The sequence below is a fragment of the Streptomyces sp. NPDC111802 genome (assembly GCF_055634335.1).
On the sequence record NZ_JBVKCZ010000019.1, the window covers coordinates 117,617 to 135,548 of the forward strand.

The 17,932-nt window shown below is 70.6% G+C and carries 13 protein-coding genes and 2 pseudogenes; 9 read left to right on the forward strand and 6 right to left on the reverse strand.

All coding sequences use genetic code 11. From position 1 onward, the window contains the following. The first annotated feature begins 77 nt into the window (after nucleotides 1-77). Entirely contained in the window at nucleotides 78-1,085 is a 1,008-nt protein-coding gene (locus ACZ7NC_RS22300) for an Acg family FMN-binding oxidoreductase (protein WP_471490626.1), read from the forward strand. Nucleotides 1,086-1,131: 46 nt separating this feature from the next. On the opposite strand, the gene ACZ7NC_RS22305 is transcribed toward ACZ7NC_RS22300, so the two are convergent. After that, entirely contained in the window at nucleotides 1,132-1,809 is a 678-nt protein-coding gene (locus ACZ7NC_RS22305) for a CBS domain-containing protein (protein WP_471490628.1), read from the reverse strand. Between the two features lie 24 nt (nucleotides 1,810-1,833). Then, nucleotides 1,834-2,232 (reverse strand): annotated as a pseudogene (locus tag ACZ7NC_RS22310) (cyclic nucleotide-binding domain-containing protein). A 317-nt stretch (nucleotides 2,233-2,549) separates the two neighbouring features. On the opposite strand from ACZ7NC_RS22310, the gene ACZ7NC_RS22315 reads away from it, so the two are divergent. The 4 genes from ACZ7NC_RS22315 (at nucleotide 2,550) to ACZ7NC_RS22330 (ending at nucleotide 7,570) form a co-directional block, all read left to right on the forward strand. Further along, nucleotides 2,550-3,425 carry a universal stress protein gene (locus ACZ7NC_RS22315; protein WP_471490629.1) on the forward strand — a complete coding sequence of 292 codons (876 nt, stop codon included), beginning with the start codon at nucleotides 2,550-2,552 and terminating at the stop codon, nucleotides 3,423-3,425. A gap of 18 nt (nucleotides 3,426-3,443) precedes the next feature. After that, nucleotides 3,444-5,843 carry a glycoside hydrolase family 65 protein gene (locus ACZ7NC_RS22320; RefSeq protein WP_471490630.1) on the forward strand — a complete coding sequence of 800 codons (2,400 nt, stop codon included), beginning with the start codon at nucleotides 3,444-3,446 and terminating at the stop codon, nucleotides 5,841-5,843. 113 nt (nucleotides 5,844-5,956) lie between these two features. Further along, nucleotides 5,957-6,835: a potassium channel family protein gene (locus ACZ7NC_RS22325; RefSeq protein WP_471490632.1), complete on the forward strand. Its 879-nt coding sequence runs from the start codon at nucleotides 5,957-5,959 to the stop codon at nucleotides 6,833-6,835. A gap of 315 nt (nucleotides 6,836-7,150) precedes the next feature. Continuing rightward, nucleotides 7,151-7,570, forward strand: coding sequence for a CBS domain-containing protein (locus tag ACZ7NC_RS22330; protein WP_471490633.1), 420 nt, complete (start codon nucleotides 7,151-7,153; stop codon nucleotides 7,568-7,570). A 13-nt stretch (nucleotides 7,571-7,583) separates the two neighbouring features. Here ACZ7NC_RS22330 and fdhF read toward each other — a convergent pair whose 3' ends face one another. Together fdhF and ACZ7NC_RS22340 are read right to left on the reverse strand one after the other, a co-directional pair. Further along, nucleotides 7,584-10,259, reverse strand: coding sequence for a formate dehydrogenase subunit alpha (gene fdhF / locus ACZ7NC_RS22335; RefSeq protein WP_471490634.1), 2,676 nt, complete (start codon nucleotides 10,257-10,259; stop codon nucleotides 7,584-7,586). Further along, nucleotides 10,256-11,941 (reverse strand): NAD(P)H-dependent oxidoreductase subunit E, encoded by a 1,686-nt coding sequence (locus ACZ7NC_RS22340; RefSeq protein ID WP_471490636.1) that lies wholly within the window; start codon nucleotides 11,939-11,941, stop codon nucleotides 10,256-10,258. Before ACZ7NC_RS22340 ends, fdhF begins: the two co-directional genes overlap by 4 nt. 203 nt (nucleotides 11,942-12,144) lie before the next feature. Here ACZ7NC_RS22340 and ACZ7NC_RS22345 point away from each other — a divergent pair. The 3 genes and pseudogenes from ACZ7NC_RS22345 to ACZ7NC_RS22355 form a co-directional block, all read left to right on the forward strand. Continuing rightward, nucleotides 12,145-12,359 (forward strand): annotated as a pseudogene (locus tag ACZ7NC_RS22345) (universal stress protein); the annotation flags it as partial. 143 nt (nucleotides 12,360-12,502) lie between these two features. Continuing rightward, the gene (locus ACZ7NC_RS22350; protein ID WP_471490637.1) at nucleotides 12,503-13,183 is read left to right on the forward strand and encodes a hypothetical protein; all 681 of its coding nucleotides are present in this window, start codon (nucleotides 12,503-12,505) and stop codon (nucleotides 13,181-13,183) included. A gap of 86 nt (nucleotides 13,184-13,269) precedes the next feature. Further along, nucleotides 13,270-13,947: a hypothetical protein gene (locus ACZ7NC_RS22355; RefSeq protein WP_471490639.1), complete on the forward strand. Its 678-nt coding sequence runs from the start codon at nucleotides 13,270-13,272 to the stop codon at nucleotides 13,945-13,947. Between the two features lie 383 nt (nucleotides 13,948-14,330). Here the strand turns inward: ACZ7NC_RS22355 and ACZ7NC_RS22360 are convergent, their stop codons facing one another. Both ACZ7NC_RS22360 and ACZ7NC_RS22365 read right to left on the reverse strand, forming a co-directional pair. Then, nucleotides 14,331-14,714: a hypothetical protein gene (locus tag ACZ7NC_RS22360; RefSeq protein ID WP_471490640.1), complete on the reverse strand. Its 384-nt coding sequence runs from the start codon at nucleotides 14,712-14,714 to the stop codon at nucleotides 14,331-14,333. A 50-nt stretch (nucleotides 14,715-14,764) separates the two neighbouring features. Further along, a complete protein-coding gene (locus ACZ7NC_RS22365; RefSeq protein ID WP_471490641.1) occupies nucleotides 14,765-15,190 on the reverse strand; it encodes a hypothetical protein in 426 nt (141 codons plus the stop codon). A 198-nt stretch (nucleotides 15,191-15,388) separates the two neighbouring features. On the opposite strand from ACZ7NC_RS22365, the gene ACZ7NC_RS22370 reads away from it, so the two are divergent. Further along, nucleotides 15,389-17,821 (forward strand): SpoIIE family protein phosphatase, encoded by a 2,433-nt coding sequence (locus ACZ7NC_RS22370; RefSeq protein WP_471490643.1) that lies wholly within the window; start codon nucleotides 15,389-15,391, stop codon nucleotides 17,819-17,821. The last annotated feature ends 111 nt before the right edge of the window (nucleotides 17,822-17,932 follow it).

The window sequence follows — 17,932 nt, forward strand, 5'->3', positions numbered from 1 at the left end:
CGCACCCGTCACCAAGCGAAGAGTGACCGACTGATCCCGTCCCGGGGGGTGCCGCCGACTCGCGAGAGGAGGATCCGGTGAGCGAACAAGCACTGTCCGACGAACGCGTGACGGCCCTGGTCCAAGACGCTGCCGCCGCCCCGTCGATGCACAACGCACAGCCCTGGCGCTTCCGCTACGTCCGGCACAGCCGCACATTCGAGATGCGCGCCGACTTCGAGCGCGCCATGCCGCACTCCGACCCCCGAACCCGCGCCCTTCACATCGGCTGCGGCGCCGCGCTGCTGAACCTGAGGGTCGCGGCGGCCCACGAGGGCTGGTATCCGCAGACCCGGCTGCTGCACGAGCCGGCCGACCCGGCGCTCCTCGCGAGTGTGCGGCTGAGCGGACCCGGAAGCGGGGAGACCGGAAGCGGGGAGAGTGACCTCGGCGGGCTGTATCCGGCGATTCACGAGCGGCACAGCAGCCGCTTCCCGTTCGAGGAGACGGAGATCCCTGATGCCGTGCGGAGGGCGCTCAGCGAGGCCGCTCGCCTTGAGGGAGCCGTACTGACGTTCCCGACCTCATGGCATCTGCAGGAGGTGCTGGACATGGTCCAGGAAGCCGAGGCACGCAACCTCGCCGACCGTGGCACCGACCAGGATCTGACCGAATGGACCCGTGTTGACGCCCCGTCAGTGAACATGACCGACGACGGAGTCCCGGACTATGCCTTCGGGCCGCGCAAGCGCGGGGGCAAGGCTCCGATGCGCGACTTCGCGGGCCCGCGACAGGTGGCGGGACGGGACGCGGCGGACTTCGAGCGGAACCCTCAGCTGGCCCTGGTCAGCACGATCCACGACCACCCGGAGGACTGGTTGCGCGCCGGCCAGGCCATGGAACGCGTCCTGTTGCTTGCCACCCTGGAAGGTGTGTCCAGCTCCTTCGCCACCCAGCCCGTCGAATGGACGGACCTGCGTTGGCCGCTGCGCGACCCGGTGTCCGGGACGGGCTACACGCAGATGCTGCTGCGCCTGGGTTACGGCCCCAAAGGCCCCGGCACACCGCGCCGCCCGGTGTCGGAGGTACTCGACATCCGGCCCTGACGCGCCAGGGGACCGCAGCAAGTCGGCGTCCGCGACGGGCAACCGCTCACTGAGTTTGCTCGGGGGCCTCCCGGTCGGCTGACTGACCGGTGAGATGGGGCTCGACGTCCACGACGCCTTCCACGGCGCGCACGAGGCGTACGGCGACCGAGATGAGGGACGTGTCGTGGATGTGTCCGCGAAGGGTGACGACTCCCTCATGGACGTTCACGTGGATGCCGTGGCTGAGGGCCGGGAAGAGGTAGGACACCACGGTGCGGCGGATCTCCTCCTCGATGTCCTCGTCCGATCGCAGGAAGACCTTCAGTAGATCGGCGCGGCTGACGATGCCCTGGAGCATGCCGATGTCGTCGACCACGGGCAGCCGCTTGACGTGCCTGACGGCCATGATCCTTGCCGCCTGGGCCAGGGTGGCGTCGGCGTGGACCGTGATCGCGGGAGTGCTCATGAGTTCCTCCGCCGTCACTGCCCCGGCCTTGGCGAGATCGGAGAGGCGTCGGTGTTGCTCGAAGAGGTTCGGGTCGCTGTCGCGGAACTCCTCCTTGGGCAGCAGGTCGGCTTCGGAGACGACGCCGATGACACGCCCTTCTCCCTCCAGGACCGGCATGGCGCTGACCTTCCACTGCTCCATGGTCCGGACGATCTCCTTGAAGGGGGCGTCGCGCCCGACGGCCACGACCGTCTGCGTCATCACATCGCTCACGATGTGCGGGGTCTCAGGCACTTCGGGCCTCCTCGTGCTGCCTCGTCAGGGCACTTCGCCGGCGCCGTGGGGCGCGTACAGGTCGAGCAGCCGCACCCGGAGGACCTGAGCCGCCCTGCGATCACTCCCGCGACATAGGTCCACAGCGCTTGCTTCAGCTCGGCGTCGTTCTCGCACAGCTCAAGGACCGCGGCCGCGTCGAACTCGTAGGCACGTACCGGGCTGGCGGCCTGGGCCCCCAGGTGCCAGTGATGGGGCGGGACCAGCCAGGACCAGCCCAGCAGTGCCCCGGCACCGAGGGTCTCCATGACCGCCGCGGCGGCCGGGCACGTGGACGTCGAGAGCGACGGTGCCCGTATGGATGATCCAGAAGCGGTCGGCTTTGCCGCCCTCGTTGAAGACGCGCTCGTCCGTGGCGAACGACACCTCATGAGCGAGCGACATGAGCCGCTCCTGATGCTCCTTGGTCAGGGCGCTGAAAACACGGGACCCGGCAATCACAGTCGCCTCCCCTTCACCATGACCCCGAAGCGGAGGCGGGCTCGTATCAGGCCGATGAGACGGCCGTGGTGACGATGCGCAGAGCGGCACCCCGCCCCGCTCTCTCACCTGTCTCCACAATCGTCGCAAATCGACACACTGCAACCTGGGCCGAGGCGCCCTGACGAGAGTCGGTCCACGTGTCGCGATGGCCCCAGGGGGGTGCGACGGTATTGACAGGGGGTTTCCGGCAGTGGCCCGGCAGGAAGGTGGTGGTGACCATGGAACTCCCGCTCGTGGTGGGTGTCGACGGATCGGATTCCAGCCTGCAGGCCTTGGACTGGGCGGTGGACGAGGCGGCGCGGCTCGGGCTGTCTCTGCGGCTCGTCCATGCGTCTTTGTGGGAGCGGTACGAGGGAAGCCGCCCCTCCTTCCGTGCCGACCGTCCGGCCGAAGAGGTCATGGCCGAGCACATCGCCGCGTCTTGCGCGGAACGCGCCGGACTGCGCAACCCAGAGGTCAAGGTGTCGAGCGAAGTGCTGCCCAGCGACGCCGTGTCCGCACTGCTGCACGCGGCTCATGAATCCTCGGCCGTGGTCACGGGCTCTCGCGGCCGCGGCGAGATCGCCGGGTTGCTGCTGGGATCGGTCAGCCTCACGGTGGCCGCCCGTGCCGTGTGCCCGGTCATTGTGGTCCGCGGCGGGGAGCGGAGCCGACAGGGCTCCTTCGGCCGGGTGGTGGTCGGCGTGGGTGGCTCCGCAGACGGCTCGGCCGCGGTGCGGTTCGCCTTCCGCGAGGCCGAGGCGCGCGGGTGCGCCCTCACTGCCGTACGGGCCTGGCGCCGCCCCGCCCATAAGGACGTGGACCATCCTCTGATCGCGGACGATGCCGCCAGTGCCAACGAGGAGCCGGCTTCCGCTCTGCTCACCGGCGCACTGCGCGACGCCGTAAGGAATCACCCGCAGGTCGATGTGCATCGCCAAGTCGTCGAAGGCCCCGCGCACAAGGTTCTCCTGGACACCTCGGCCGAGGCAGACCTGGTGGTCGTCGGTGCACTGAGGCGGCAGGGCCGCTTCGGTCTGCAACTCGGCAGGACCGCCCACGCCCTGCTGCATCACTCGGAATGCCCGGTGGCCGTCGTTCCGCAGCGGGCCTGATCCGGCGTTGGGCGACAGATGTCGGAGTGGACGTGGCAGTACGAGGGCTACGACCCCGCTGCCGAGCGGCTGCGTGAATCACTCTGCACGCTCGGCAACGGCTACTTCGCCACGCGCGGCGCGGCGCCCGAGTGCCGGGCCAGCTTGGTGCACTACCCGGGAACCTACGCGGCCGGGTGCTACAACCGCCTGGAGTCGACCGTCGCGGGACGGCGGGTGGTGAACGAGGACCTGGTCAACCTCCCCAACTGGCTGCTGCTGCGGTTCCGTGTCCGCACCGCCGAGGGAGCCTGGCGCCCGTGGTTCTCCCCGGACACGCACGTCCTCCTGGACTACCGGGTCACTCTGGACCTGCGCCGTGCCACGCTCACCCGCGCGTTCCGCCACCGGGACGACGGGGTCGGCGTGCTCGGCGTTGCACAGACCCGCCTGGTGCACGCGGGGGATCCTCATCTCGCCGCGCTGCGGACGGTTTTCACGGCCGGGAACTGGTCCGGAGAGATCGAGATCGAGTCCTGTCTCGACGGCGAGGTGATCAATGGCAATGTGCACCGTTACCGTGCTCTCAACAGCAGGCATGTGACCCGTGTGCGGACGGGGACCCAGGAGCCCGACACGGTCTGGCTGAGCTGCCACACCAGTCGTTCGGACATCAGTGTGTCCATGGCCGCCCGGACGGTACTCGCGGACGGGTCCGCGGCCTCGTCGGGTTTTCGCGCGGCCCGCCGCCGTGCCGTCCACCGCATGGTGGTCCCGATCGCTCCCGGCCGTCCCGTCGCTGTCGAGAAGACCGTGACGCTGCACACCTCACGCGACACGGCGATCAGCGACCCGCTTGAAGCAGCACTCGACCGCGTTTCCACGGCTCCGGACTTCTCGTCCCTGCTGGACTCCCACCTCGCCGGGTGGGAGCGGTTGTGGCGGCGAGCGGAGATCCAGGTGCCCGGCCCGGCCGGCCGCGTCCTGCGCCTCCACCTCTTCCACGTCCTGCAGACGCTGTCCCCGCACACCGCGGATCTGGACGTGGGCGTGCCGGCCCGAGGACTGCACGGTGAGGCGTACCGGGGGCATGTCTTCTGGGACGAGCTGTTCGTCCTGCCCTATCTCAACCTGCACTTTCCGGAGGTCTCCCAGGCACTGCTGAACTACCGGTACCGGCGGCTCCCGCGAGCATGCCGGGCGGCCGCCGCGATCGGCCGGGCCGGGGCGATGTACCCCTGGCAGAGCGGCAGCGACGGCCGCGAAGAGACCCAGGAGTGGCATCTCAACCCCCGCTCGGGGCGCTGGCTTCCGGACCACTCCCGGCTCCAGCACCACGTGGGCTCGGCGATCGCCTACAACGTGTGGCAGTACTGCGAGGCAACCGGCGACACCGAGTTCCTGCACACCAAGGGCGCGGAGATGCTGCTGCAGATCGCCCGCTTCTGGGCGGACCTCGCGGACTTCGACCCCGGCACGGGCCGTTACCGCATCCGCGGCGTCGTCGGCCCCGACGAGTACCACGACGCCTACCCGGGCGCCGCACGGCCGGGACTGGACGACAACACGTACACCAACGTCACCGCCGCCTGGGTTCTCACCCGCGCCTTGGACCTGCTGCGCCGCCTCCCCGCCTGGCGCCGCGAAGAACTGTTCGAGCGCGTCCGCCTGGACGGCGACGAACTCCCGAGGTGGGAGGAGGTCTCCCGGCGGCTGCGAGTGCCGTTCCACCAGGGCGTCATCAGCCAGTTCGAGGGCTACGACGACCTCGCCGAGCTCGACTGGGACGCCTACCGGGCGCGCCACACCAGCATCCGACGGCTGGACCGGATCCTGGAGGCCGAGGGCGACACGGTCAACCGCTACAAGGCGTCCAAGCAGGCCGACGTCCTCATGCTCGGCCACCTGTTCTCGCCCGCCGAGCTGCGGACCCTGTTCCGGCACCTCGGGTACGACTTGGACGACGAGGTCTGGCGCCGAACCGTCGACTACTACCTGCGGCGCACCAGCCACGGCTCCACACTCAGCGGGCTCGTCCACGGCCTGGTCCTCGCCAGGGCCAGGCGAGGAGAGGCGTGGAGTTACGTCCAGGAGGCCCTGGAGGCCGACATCGCCGACATCCAGGGCGGCACGACCGGCGAAGGCATCCACCTCGGGGCGATGGCCGGAACCCTCGACCTGGTCCAGCGCGGTCTGACGGGACTGGGGACGAGCGAGGACGCGCTGTGGTTGGACCCGGTGCCTCTTCCGGCGCTCTCCGAGTACGGATTCTCGCTGCGCTACCGCGGTCACTGGGGTGTCGGCATACGGCGCCGGAGCGAACAGCTGGAGATCAGTGTGCCCGACTCGGAGGAGTCACCGATCCGCGTGGTGCTGGCCGACCGCGCCGTCACCGTCGCGCCCGGGGAGACATGCACGCTCGTACTGCCGGCGAGTTGATCCACGCCTGTGGGCGTGCCGGGCCCCGCGTCCGCCGCATGATCCGTCAGTTTGGGGCCTGGGCTCCGAAAGCGGGGGTTTCGCGCCGGGTGACAGTGCTGTGGGAGGTGTGCATGAAGTGGTTTGTCTCGCTGGTCGGTGCCGGGCTCGTCATGGTCAGCTTGCGGGACCTGTTCCACACGCTCTGGCATCCCACCCGCCACGGCGGCCTGAGCCGCATCGTGATGACGGCACTGTGGCGGCTGGCCCGACGCTTTCGTGCGCCCAGGCGGGTGGTCGGGCTCGTCGGACCGCTCGCCATGGTGACGGTGGTGGGCATGTGGGCCGGGACCGTCATCATCGGATGGGCCATCGTCTACTGGCCGCATATGCCGGACGCGTTCGCCTTCTCACCCGGTTCCAAGGCGGCACAGGAGCTGGCGCTGCTCGACTCCCTGTACCTCTCGCTCGTCACGGTGGCCACCCTGGGCCTGGGAGACATCGCACCCGGCGAAGGCTGGCTCCGCCTGGTCTCACCGCTGGAAGCCCTCGTCGGTTTCGCCCTCCTGACGGCGACGGTCTCCTGGGTGCTGGAGATCTACCCGGCGCTGACCCGCAGGAGGGTCCTTGCCATCCGGCTGGCGCTGCTGCGCGACGCGGACCCTACTTCCGGACAACTCGACACCACTGCTGGGGCCCTGCTCCTGGACAGCCTGGCCACCGAAGTCGTACGCGTTCGCCTCGACTTCACCCAGTACGCCGAGGCGTACTACTTCCATGACGGTGAGGACCACTCGTCCCTGGCGGCCATGGTCGGCTACGCCGCCGCCCTTGCCGAGCGCGGACAGGCAGCGCGGCGGCCGGAGGTACGACTGGCCGGTGACCTGCTCGCCGGTGCACTGGCCGACCTCGCCGCCATCCTCGACCAGCGTTTCCTCCATACGGGAGGACCACCGGCGCAGGTGTTCGCCGCGTACGCCACCGACCATGGCCGCGGCCGTGGGCAGCCCTGAGCGAAGGTGCACTCCGAGATGGCGGGGATGCGTCACTGGGGGCGGTGACCAGGTGGCGTTCGCCACCGCACTGTCAGACCTCGGCCATTTCGTCATGCGGTTGCAGGTACGGCTGGGCCGGAACGGCACCCACGCGCGGGCCGTTCGGCGGCCCATGGACATGGAGCCGCCACCACTCGGGTGACGTGCCCGCCCCTTCCCCGGCATGCACACGGGATGCGAACGGCCCACACTGGACTCGAGGAGTACCGGCCGGGACGGGCCAGTCTCCCTGGGCTCTCCCCGCGCGGACACCGATGCTCGAAGGAGACGACCATGACCACTGCCCGGGAGATCATGCACACCGGTGCCACCTGCATCCGGGAGAACGAGACGCTTCAGGACGCGGCACGAATGATGAATGAACTGGACGTCGGCGCCCTCCCGATCTGCGGCGAGGACGACAGGCTCCATGGGATCATCACCGACCGCGACATCGTGGTGAAGTGCCTCGCCAAGGGCAAGGACCCCCGGACCGTGCCCGCGGGCCAGCTCGAACAGGGCAAGCCGGTCACGATCGATGCCGGAGCCGATGCCGACCAGGTCCTCCGGGCGATGGAAGAGCACAGGATCAGGCGGTTGCCCGTCATCGACGACCATCGCCTCGTCGGCATGATCAGCGAGGCGGACCTCGCCCGTCACCTGCCCGAGGACAAGGTGGGCCACTTCGTCGAGGTCGTCTGCGCGGCCCACTGACCGGCGGACGCGTTCACCCCACCGTCACGCGTACCGCCGTGACCTTGTACTCGGGGCAGGATGTGACGGTGTCCGCGTGGTCGGAGGTCAGGCGGTTCACTCCGCTCGCGGGGAAGTGGAACGAGCAGAACGCCTGCCCGGGAGCTGTCTGTTCACTGACCCTCGCGATGAGCCGGGCCCGGCCGTGCCGACTCTCCACTCCGATCTGTGCCCCGTCCCGGATGCCGTACCGGACGGCGTCGTCGGGGTGCAGGTCGAGGAAGTCGACCGGGTCGAGCGAGAGATTGCCGCTGCGGCGGGTCATGCTGCCGGAGTTGTAGTGCGCCCAGCGCCGCCCGGTGACCAGGACCAGCGGATAGTCGTCGTCGGGGTTTTCCCCGGGTGGGAGATAGGGCGCCGAGGCGAGGCGGGCCCGCCCGTCCGGCGTGGCGAACCGTTCCGCGTAGAGCTTGGCCTGACCCGGTCGGCCGGCGTCCGGGCAGGGCCACGGCACGGCGCCCTCCCGGTTCAGCCGCTCGTGGGAAAGACCCGCGAAGACGGGGGCGACCCGACCGCACTCGGCCAGCGCGTCGGCCGGAGCGGAGCAGTCCAGGTCAGCTCCCATGAGCGCGGCGAGGGCGCGTACGACGTCGAAGTCGCTGCGCGCCTCACCCGGCGGGGGCACGGCCGGGCGGACCCGCTGGAACCGGCGGTCGAAGTTGACGAAGGTGCCGTCCTTCTCAAGCCAGGACGCGACCGGCAGCACGACGTCGGCGTGGCGGGCGGTCTCGGACAGGAACAGTTCGTTGCACACCACGAGCGGACACGCCTCCAGGGCCTCGGCCACCCGATTCGCGTCGGGGTCGGTGGCGCAGACGTCCTCACCGATGACCCACAGGGCCCGCAGCTCCCCGGCCCGTGCCGCAGCGAACATGTCCGGGATCCGCATGCCGGGCCGTTCGGGGACCCTTACACCCCACACCGCCTCGGCCCGCGACCGCACTGCGGGGTCGGTCACCTTTCCGTAGCCGGGCAGGAGGTCGGGCAGCGCCCCCATGTCGGAGGCGCCCTGGACGTTGTTCTGGCCGCGCAGGGGGTTGACGCCGTACCCGCGGTCGCTGCCCACGGCACCCCGCAGGATCGCCAGGTTGGCCAGTGACCGTACCCCGTCCGTGCCGTGCAGGTGCTCGGTGACGCCCAGACCATAGAGGATCGCGGGCCGCCGGGCACGGCCGTACAGCCGCGCCGCGGCGACCAAGTCCGCGGCGAGCACCCCGGTGATGTCCGCGACCCGGTCGGGCGGGTAGTCGTCCAGCAGCTCGACGAACTCCGGCAGCCCGGTGGCCCGCTCGCGCAGGAACCCTTCGTCGATCAGTCCCTCGGCGAGCAGAACGTGGGCGAGACCGTGGAAAAGCGCCACGTTGGTGCCGGGGCGGGGCCGTAGGTGCACGTCGGCTTGCAGAGCGAGGCCCACGGCGCGGGGGTCGGCAACGACCAGCTTGGCCCCGCGCAGCACCCGCTGGAGCAGGCGTGCTCCGACCACCGGGTGGGCTTCGACCGGATTGGCCCCGACCACCAGCAGGCAGTCGGACCGCTCGACGTCGTCAAAGCTGTCGGTGCCGCCGGACAGCCCGAAGGAGGCGGTCAGGCCGGCAGCGGACGGGGAGTGGCAAAGGCGGGAGCAGTTGTCGACGTTGTTCGTGCCGATGACGACTCGCATGAACTTCTGGACGAGGTAGTTCTCCTCGTTGGTGGCGCGGGCCGAGGAGATCGCCGCCACGGCGTCGGGCCCGCCGGTGTCAGCGGCCTCTCTCAGGCCCCGCGCCACATGGCCGAGCGCTTCGTCCCAGCCGACGGGTTCCAGGCGCCCGTCGCGGCGCAACACGGGCCGGGTGAGACGCTCGGGGGAGGTGAGATAGGCGTGGGCGAAGCGGCCCTTGACACAGGCGTGGCCCTGGTTGACCGGGCCATCCCGGGCCGGCAGGACCGCCGCGACCTCGGCGTCGGACGTGATGACGTCCAGGGCGCAGCCGACACCGCAGTATCCGCACGTCGTGCGGGTCGCGGCGGGCCGATGGGCGGAGGTGAGTCCGCGCCCCGGGCCGGGCTCGGTGATCGCGCCGGTGGGGCAGGTGTCGACGCAGCCGCCGCAGGCCACGCAGTCCGACTCGGCCCAGGGCCCGCCGGTGCCGGGGGCTACGACAGTGTCGCCGCCCCGGCCGGTGAGGGTCAGGGCGAAGGTGCCCTGCACCTCGGAGCACATGCGGACGCACCTGCCGCAGGCGATGCACAGGTCCCGGTCCAGGTGGACGTAGGGATGAGTGTGGTCCCCACCCCGCCCTCCCGCACCCTGGGCCGTCTCGGCGCTGATGCCCAACGACCGGCAAACCCGGGCGAGTTCGCTGGGGTTGTCCGCGTTGAGTGCGTGGGGCGGCAAGGCTGATGCGATGAGCTCCACCGCGTCCCGGCGCAACTGCCGGACTTCGTCGGTGCCGGTTTCGACACGCGCACCTGAAACGGCCGGGGTCACGCAGGCCGCCACGATCTGGCCCTCGGCCCGTACGAGACAGGTACGGCAGGAGCCGGCGGGGCTGAGCCGGTCGTCGGAGCACAGGGCGGGTAGCTCGGCGTCGGCCGCCCTCACTGCCGAGAGCAGGGAGGCCCCCTCGGGAACGGAGACGTCCGCCCCGTCGACCTCGACCTCGATCACGGCTCCCATCCCCGCAGGCGGTCACCGTAGGCGCGGGCGAGACTGTGCACCGCAGGCGGAATGTGCCGTCCGAAGGCGCACAGGCTCGCCTCGGCCAGAACACGCCCGAGCCGTTCCCATTCCCGTCCGGGCGGGCGCCCGGCGGACGCCAGCTCCAGGCCGCGGCGCGAGCCCACGCGGCAGGGCGAGCAGGCACCACAGCTCTCGGCAGCGGCGAACTGCCAGATGTGCCGCAGCAGTTCCTCCGGGGACACATGCTGGTCGAAGGCGACCAGTCCGGCGTGGCCGAGTGCGGCGCCCCGGGCCGCGAGGGCGGTGGTGGTCAGCGGGACATCCAGACCGTCCGCGGAGAGGAAGCCCCCCAGCGGTCCGCCGACCTGCACCGCGCTCAACTCGGCACCCGCCTTCAGGCCGCCGCCCAGCTCGTTGACGATCCGTACCAGTGGGGTGCCCAGCTCAACCTCGTATGCCCCTGGCCGGGCGAACCGCTCGGACAGGCAGGCCAGCTTCGTCCCGGTCTCACCTGGAACCCCGCGCCGGGCGTACGCCTCCCCGCCACGGGAGACGATCCACGGGACGGAGGCGAGGGTCTCGACGTTGTTCACCACCGTCGGCGCGCCCCACAGCCCGCGCTGGGTCGGGTAGGGCGGACGCGGCCGGGCACAACCCCTGTCCCCCTCCAGGCTCGCGATCAATGCGGTCTCCTCACCCGCGACATACGACCCGGCGCCCTCCGCCACCTCCACGTCCAGGGTGATGTCCGTGCCATGAACGGACGGCCCGAAGTGCCCGTCGGCGTATGCCCGCTCGGCTGCCTCCCGCATCCGCGCCAGCGCGCGCGGATACTCCGAGCGCACCAGGATCACGCCGCGTTCTGCCCCGCACGCGAAGCAGGCCAGGGCCAGGCCCTCCAGCACCCGCTCCGGCTCCGCCTCCATGAGTAGCCGATCGGCGTAGGAACCAGGGTCGCCCTCGTCTCCGTTGGCCACCACCACGGTGCCGGGTGCCCCGCCGGCCGCCTCCCACTTCGCGGCCACCCGGAACCCCGCTCCGCCACGGCCCCGCAGCCCCGATGCGGCGACCTCCAGCTGGACCGCGTCCGCGGAACCGGCCGTCACCATCCGCGGCCACACCTGCCACGTGGGCTCCCCGGCCACCACTCCGCCCAGGAGCACGGGGTCGCCCGTGTCGTCGGCCGCCGGGATCTCCGGCGCCCGCGCGGGCTCACGTCCCGCGACCTGGCCGGCCAGCGTCGGGCCCGTGCAGGGTGTGGGTCCGTCGAGCGCGGCGGGACCCGCGTAGCAGTACCCCAGACAGCGGACGGCCTGCAGTGATGTCTCCCCGTCCGGTGAGACCGCGTCCGCGTCGACACCCAGCTCGCGTTCCACATCGCCGAGATGCCGTCCGGACTGCGCGGCGAAGCACGCCGTCGCCACACAGATCCGGACATGACGGCGGCCGTGCGGAGCGGCAAGGTCCGCGTAGTAACTGGCTGGTCCCAGGGCGGCTGCAGCGGGCAGACCGACGCCGACGGCCGCCGACGGAGCCCAGACCTCGGGGCTGTCCGCCGTACCGGCCCTGACCTCGGCCAGCGACTTGATCAGCCGGCCTCCCGGCCGCCCACGCCGAGCGTCCAAGGCCCGGAACGCGTCGAAACGGTCCACGGGACCAACGGGAGCCATGCCCTCATCGTGGCGGCGGCCGCACGAGGCCGCAATTCCGGCACTCCCCTTGCTTGCGACGCCAGCGGCAGCGGCGTCACATGGCCCCGTGGTGGCACTGGATCCCATGGCAGCGGGGTGTCCCCGGAGTGAACCTGGAGTGAGAGACAACGCGTGCGGACACGCGAGGCGTCGTGGGTGGTCTGGTGGGCGCGGGCGCGGGCGTGGGCGTGGGCGTGGACGGCTCAGCGTCGGGTCTTGCCGCGGTGGAGTCGGCTGCGCGGGAGGCATGGTTGCGCGGGGCGGGGTTGCGGGTGATCCATGCGATCACGTGGCCCGCGATGCATCCGCCCTTGGGCCCGTCGCCGCTTGGCCCGCCGGGGGGGGCGGAGTCCAGATCATGGTCGAACGTGTGGTGTCGGAGGCGGTGGAGCGGGCAGACCTCTCCCCTTGTGCGAGACCCGTCGTACGAGACCAAGACGGCCTTCCTGCGTCTGCGCAGCCACCGGCCCATCCGACTCACCGCCGCGCCGGGGGCACGCACGCCGACCACACTGGAGGTGCCGGCCGGAGGAGGTTCTGATGGACAGGCACACCGGTACCCGACCACTGCTGCTAGACAGCGCACTGTCGGACTTCCGCTTCACACGTCTGGAGTGCACGACCGTCGCTGTCGGGCCGTCGCCGACGTACCGGGCAGCGCGCGACCTCGATCTCCTCACGATCCACTCTCCACTGTTCGACCTGATCGCCCGGGCACGCGTCCTGCCCGACCGGCTGCGTGGCAACCCCGCTCCGCGGCCGGCGTCGATGCGGTTGGCCGATCTCCTCGACACGGTCGAGAAGGACCGGCACGACCAGGAGCAGCGGGAGGACAAGCAACAGCAACCGTGGGTCGGACTTGGCGAGGATCCTGGGCGGGAGTTGGTCTTCGGCGCTATCGGCAAGGTGTGGCAGCCGTCCATCCAATGGCGTCGGGTCGAGCCCGGCGACTTCCCAGAGTTCGCGGAGCCCGGCTGGGCGAAAATCGCCGCGGCAATTGTGGTCCACTCCTACGGCACCGGGCGGTCCCTGCTGACCTACGAGGCGCGCACGGCCTGCACCGACCAGGCCGCCACCAGACGCTTCGCCCGTTACTGGACACTCGTCTCGCCCGGTGTTGGCATCGTCATGCGCGCGGCGCTGCGGGCGATCAAGACAGCGGCGGAGGAAGAGGCCAGGCCCGAGACTGGTGCACGCAGCACCTCGCCGGACGGGACCTGACAGGTGTCGGGGCAGTCTGCCGGCGTGCTCGGTGACGCTTCCGCGTTCCTGTGGTACGAGCAGGACGGAGCTGAGACGCTGAAAACATGAGCGAGCACCGGCCCACGGCTGGGCGACGTACCTTGGGCTTGGCGGCCGCAGCGCTGATTCCGTACGGCATCTTCCTGAGACCGCGGATGCTGACCTGGGGCGCGACGGATGAAGAAGCCCGCCACAGCTACCCAGGCGACGAGCTCATCACCAACCCCGACGGATCGTCGACCATGGCCACGACCCTGCCGGCGCCGCCCGAAGAGGTCTGGCCCTGGCTGCAGCAGATGGGCTGCAACCGCGGCGGCTGGTACAGCTGGGACCGCCTGGACAACGGCGGACACCCGAGCGCGGAAAGCATCGTCCCGGACTGGCAGCGCCTCGATCAGGGACAGCACCTGGACTCCTTGCCGAGCGGGGAGGTCTGGTTCACCGTCGCGGTCCTGGACCCGGAGCGGACACTCGTCCTGCGCTCGCAGACGACACTGCCATCCGGACGCCCCTTCGACAGGCTGGACGAGTCACCGCCGCGTGCGTACGCCGACTCGATCTGGGGCTTCCACCTTCGGCCGGCGCCCGGCGGGAGGACCCGGCTGGTGGTCCGCGCGCGGGGCCGCAGCCGCCCGCGGCCCCTCACCCGACCCTTGGACGTGCTGTTCTGGGAACCCGCCCACCTGATCATGCAGGCCCGCCAGTTCCACAACCTGCGCAGGCGCGTCAGTGCGACGGCGTGAACCCACGGAGGACGCCAACCCGTTCTGCCCTCGCCGTAATCCGAGGCAGGAAACGGCCATGGTCACAGGGCATCGCTGCGACGGCCTGGCGTGCGTGATTGTGGGATGGACGACATGAGGCAACGGACGCCGCACCGCCCCGCCATCACGCGTCGCCGCGGCATGGCCAACATGCGCGCACACGCCGAGGAGCTCGGCGGAAACTCACCCCCGCCCGCCACGATCCCTGGGGCAGCTATCTTCGAGTAGTGCGTGCGGGTGCCCGGCGGCACCGACTCCGCTGACGGCTGCAGTGACCTGACAGCTCTGCCGCGTTGCGCCGCGTCGGATGCCACTGTCTGCTGAGCGGCGACCCCGAGCGCGCAGTTCCGGTTGCGGCGCTGTCAGAGGACACGGGCCACGCCGGGAACGCGTGCGATGAAGACCCAGGCGAGCGCGAACGAGCCCGCGATGCCGCCGCCGACGAGGACAAGGGCCTTCACCTCGGCCGGCACGGGGACGGGACGCAGGGCGACGGCGAGCCCGATCAAGACCAGCTCCTGGACGATGAAAGCTCCATAGGCACTGCGGCTGACGACCGGACCGATCCATCGCAGCGGCCGGTCAAGGCGCCGCTGCACCACCCCAAGCAACCATACCGAGCCGAAGACGACGAGAATGCTCGCGAAGGCGGCGAACCCCAGCGACGGCCCGTTCCAGCCTCCCGCCACGTCCTCGACCCCGCCCAGGGCCCCCAGGCCGAGCATCAAGACCGCCAGCCTCGCCACGGCCAGCAGCGCGACAACTCCGCCCCGCAGCCGCTGCGCCGATCTTGCTTCTACCTGCTGGCCAGGGCTTCGGCCTCCGCACGGGCCAGCAACGCCTCCAGCGATGCGGATTCCGCCTCCTGGATCGCCGCGGCAGCGTAGTCGATCGCGAACAACGCATAGTGTTTCGCATCGTCCGCGTTGTGCTCGGCGCGCTTTACGTCAAGCTCGGCCTTGTGCTCCTGGAAGCGGCTCTTGACGGTCGCCACATGCTCCTGCCACTTGTTCCGTGCCTCTTCCAGCGACTCAGCGGCAGCGGCCTTCTGTTCGGCTGCCTCGCGGCGGAGCTGCTCCGCCCGCCGCTCCGCCTCCTGCCGAGCCTGTTCGACCGCGGCCGACAACTGTTCCCGGTTCTTAGCGATGGCACTCTCTACCTGCTCTTGTGCGTGCTTCGCCCAATCCGTCAGTTGTGTGATGTGGTCCGTCGTCTCGGTCATGAGTCCTGCCTTTCCGCTTGCTCAAAAGGGGCTCTCATCCAGCCGAACGCGGCCGGGGCCACGTTCACCGGCCATCATCTGCGTCCTTCCTTCCTTGGCGCGCGATCACGAGCGAAGAACGGTAGAAGTGGTGTAAGGGGCCGACAGAAGTGGTTCGGGGGGCCACACGGAGAGGTGTCCCCAGAGGCAGAACGGGCGATGACCGACATGCGCGATGCCACCCCGCTCGACGACGACTCCGGCACTGTGCCGAATCCGGCTGAATCCGCCACGGCCGTCATCGACGCCCAGGGGATCGTGACGGGCTGGAGTGCGGAGGCCGAGCGCCTGCTCGGCTACCCGCGTCAGGCGGCCATCGGGCGCTCCGTGATCCGTCTGCTCGGTGTGGACGCCGACATGGTGAGGGGACTTCGCGTGGCTCTCAGTGGGCGGAGCACGACGACCCCGGTCCGGCATCGGGACGGTCGGCACGTGGAGGTGCAGCTGCGGGCGTATCCGTGGTTCGACGGCGAGGGTCGTACTCAACAGCTCGTCGTGGCGACGCCGCCGGAGCGGCCACGACCCGACCCGGCGACTGCGGAGGAGGCGTTCGCGCAGTGCCATCTGCCTGTGATGGTGTACGACTCCGAGCTGCGAGCCGTACGGGCGAGCACCGGCGCCGAACGGGAGCTCGGCCTGAGCGAGGGGCAGATGCGCGGTCGTCGCGTCACCGACATCCTGCCGCCCCACATCTGCCATGCGGTCGAGGACGGCATGCGCCGGGTGTTGATGACAGGCGAGGCCGAGCAGTTCCATGTGCGTGGCAGAGCCCGGCCGGAAGCCCGCGAGGGTGTCTGGTCCATCACCGTGTCCCCGCTCAGGAGTCCGGCAGGGCAGGTGCGGCACCTGGAGCTGTCCGCCCTCGACGTCACCGAGCAGCACCTGGCCCGGGAGCGGCTCGCGCTGCTGAACGACGTCAGCGCACAGGTGGGCAGCACCCTGGATGTGATGCGTACGGCTCAGGAGATGGCCGACGTGGCGGTGGGCCGGCTTGCCGACTTCGTCACCATCGACCTATTGGACTCCCTGTTCCGCGGAGTCGAGCCGACGCCTTCCGCGACAGGCACGGTGGCCCTGCGCCGGGCGGCGCAACAGTCCGTCCTGTCCGGCGTACCGGAGGCATTGGCCCGGCCGGGAGACGTGGACGAGTACCCCGACTACACACCCCCCGTCCGCTGCCTGGCGACCGGCAGGCCCTCGGTACACCGCACCGTGGACGAAAACTACGAGGACTGGCAGCAGGCCGATCCCCAACGGGCGGAAGTGGTCCGGGCGTTCGGAATCCACTCGGTCATGGTCATTCCGCTGCGCGCCCGCGGCATCACCCTCGGCGTCGCGGTCCTCGCCCGGCACCGGCGCGAGGAGACCTTCACCCACGACGACGTGCTCCTGGCGGAGGAGATCGGTGCGCGGGCCGCCGTGGCCGTGGACAACGCCCGCCGTTACACCCTCGAACGCGAGACCGCGCTGGCCCTGCAGCGCAGCCTCCTCCCCCGCCGGCTCGCCGCCCAGGAAGCGGTCGAGGTGGCTCATCGCTATCTTCCGGCCCGTACACGGGCGGGACTGGGCGGCGACTGGTTCGATGTGATCCCTCTGTCGGGCGCCAGGGTCGCGCTGGTCGTGGGCGACGTGGTGGGCCACGGGCTGCGGGCATCGGCCACCATGGGACGCCTGCGGACCGCGGTGCGCACCCTGGCTGATGTCGACGTTCCGGCCGACGAACTCCTCACCCAGCTCGACGACCTGGTCACCCAGGTGGCGGCCGAGGAGGAGGACGCTGCGGGCCACGATCCCGACGTCGACCTCCCCACCGGTCTCGTCGCCACGTGCCTGTACGTGATCTACGATCCGGTCTCGCGCCGTTGTACGGCCGCCACCGCGGGCCACCCGCCGCCCGCCGTCGTCACGTCGGCCGGCAAGGTGGACTTCGCCGACGTTCCTCCCGGCCCTCCGTTGGGCGTGGGTGGTCTGCCCTTCGAGACCGCCGAGTGGGAACTGCCTCCGGGCAGCCTCCTCGCGCTGTACACGGACGGCCTCGTCCAGGGCGAGGAGCATGATCTGGACAGCGGCCTCGCGCTGCTGCGCCGGTGCTTCGAGCAGTCCGCCCGGTCGCTGGAGGCCACCTGCGACGACCTGATCCGGACTCTGCTGCCCGCACAGCCCCAGGACGACGTCGCCCTGCTCGTCGCTCGCACCCGGGCCCTCGACACGAGCCGCGTCGCAACTTGGGACCTGCCGTCCGACCCCGCCGCGGTGGCCGGCGCCCGTGCGGAGGTACTGGCCCGGCTGGCCGCGTGGCACCTGGACGATGTGGCGTTCACCGCCGAACTGGTGGTGAGCGAACTCATCACGAACGCGATCCGCTACGGGCAGCCGCCCATCCAGCTGCGTCTGATCCGCGAGGCCGCGCTCATCTGCGAAGTGTCCGACAGCAGCAGCACCGCCCCGCACCTGCGACGGGCCCGCACCTTCGACGAGGGCGGCCGCGGCCTGCTGCTCGTCGCCCAGTTCGCCCAGCGCTGGGGTACGCGCCATCGTGCCGAGGGGAAGACCATCTGGGCGGAGATCGAACTTCCCGACCGACGGGCATGACGGCTCCTCGACCGCCCTGGCACGGCACTTGGCTGCGGGTCTGGCGAGGTCCCACGGGTCGACGCGAATGGCAGGAGGCTCGTCGGCTGACCAACCCGAGCCTGTCCGAGG

Excerpts from the sequence above, each read along its gene's own strand:
- ACZ7NC_RS22365 (WP_471490641.1), bottom strand. The coding sequence starts at position 15,190 with ATGACCGAGACGACGGACCACATCACACAACTGACGGATTGGGCGAAG.
- ACZ7NC_RS22325 (WP_471490632.1), top strand. The coding sequence starts at position 5,957 with ATGAAGTGGTTTGTCTCGCTGGTCGGTGCCGGGCTCGTCATGGTCAGC.
- ACZ7NC_RS22340 (WP_471490636.1), bottom strand. The coding sequence starts at position 11,941 with ATGGCTCCCGTTGGTCCCGTGGACCGTTTCGACGCGTTCCGGGCCTTG.
- ACZ7NC_RS22350 (WP_471490637.1), top strand. The coding sequence starts at position 12,503 with ATGGACAGGCACACCGGTACCCGACCACTGCTGCTAGACAGCGCACTG.
- ACZ7NC_RS22320 (WP_471490630.1), top strand. The coding sequence starts at position 3,444 with ATGTCGGAGTGGACGTGGCAGTACGAGGGCTACGACCCCGCTGCCGAG.
- ACZ7NC_RS22330 (WP_471490633.1), top strand. The coding sequence starts at position 7,151 with ATGACCACTGCCCGGGAGATCATGCACACCGGTGCCACCTGCATCCGG.
- ACZ7NC_RS22370 (WP_471490643.1), top strand. The coding sequence starts at position 15,389 with ATGACCGACATGCGCGATGCCACCCCGCTCGACGACGACTCCGGCACT.
- ACZ7NC_RS22355 (WP_471490639.1), top strand. The coding sequence starts at position 13,270 with ATGAGCGAGCACCGGCCCACGGCTGGGCGACGTACCTTGGGCTTGGCG.
- ACZ7NC_RS22315 (WP_471490629.1), top strand. The coding sequence starts at position 2,550 with ATGGAACTCCCGCTCGTGGTGGGTGTCGACGGATCGGATTCCAGCCTG.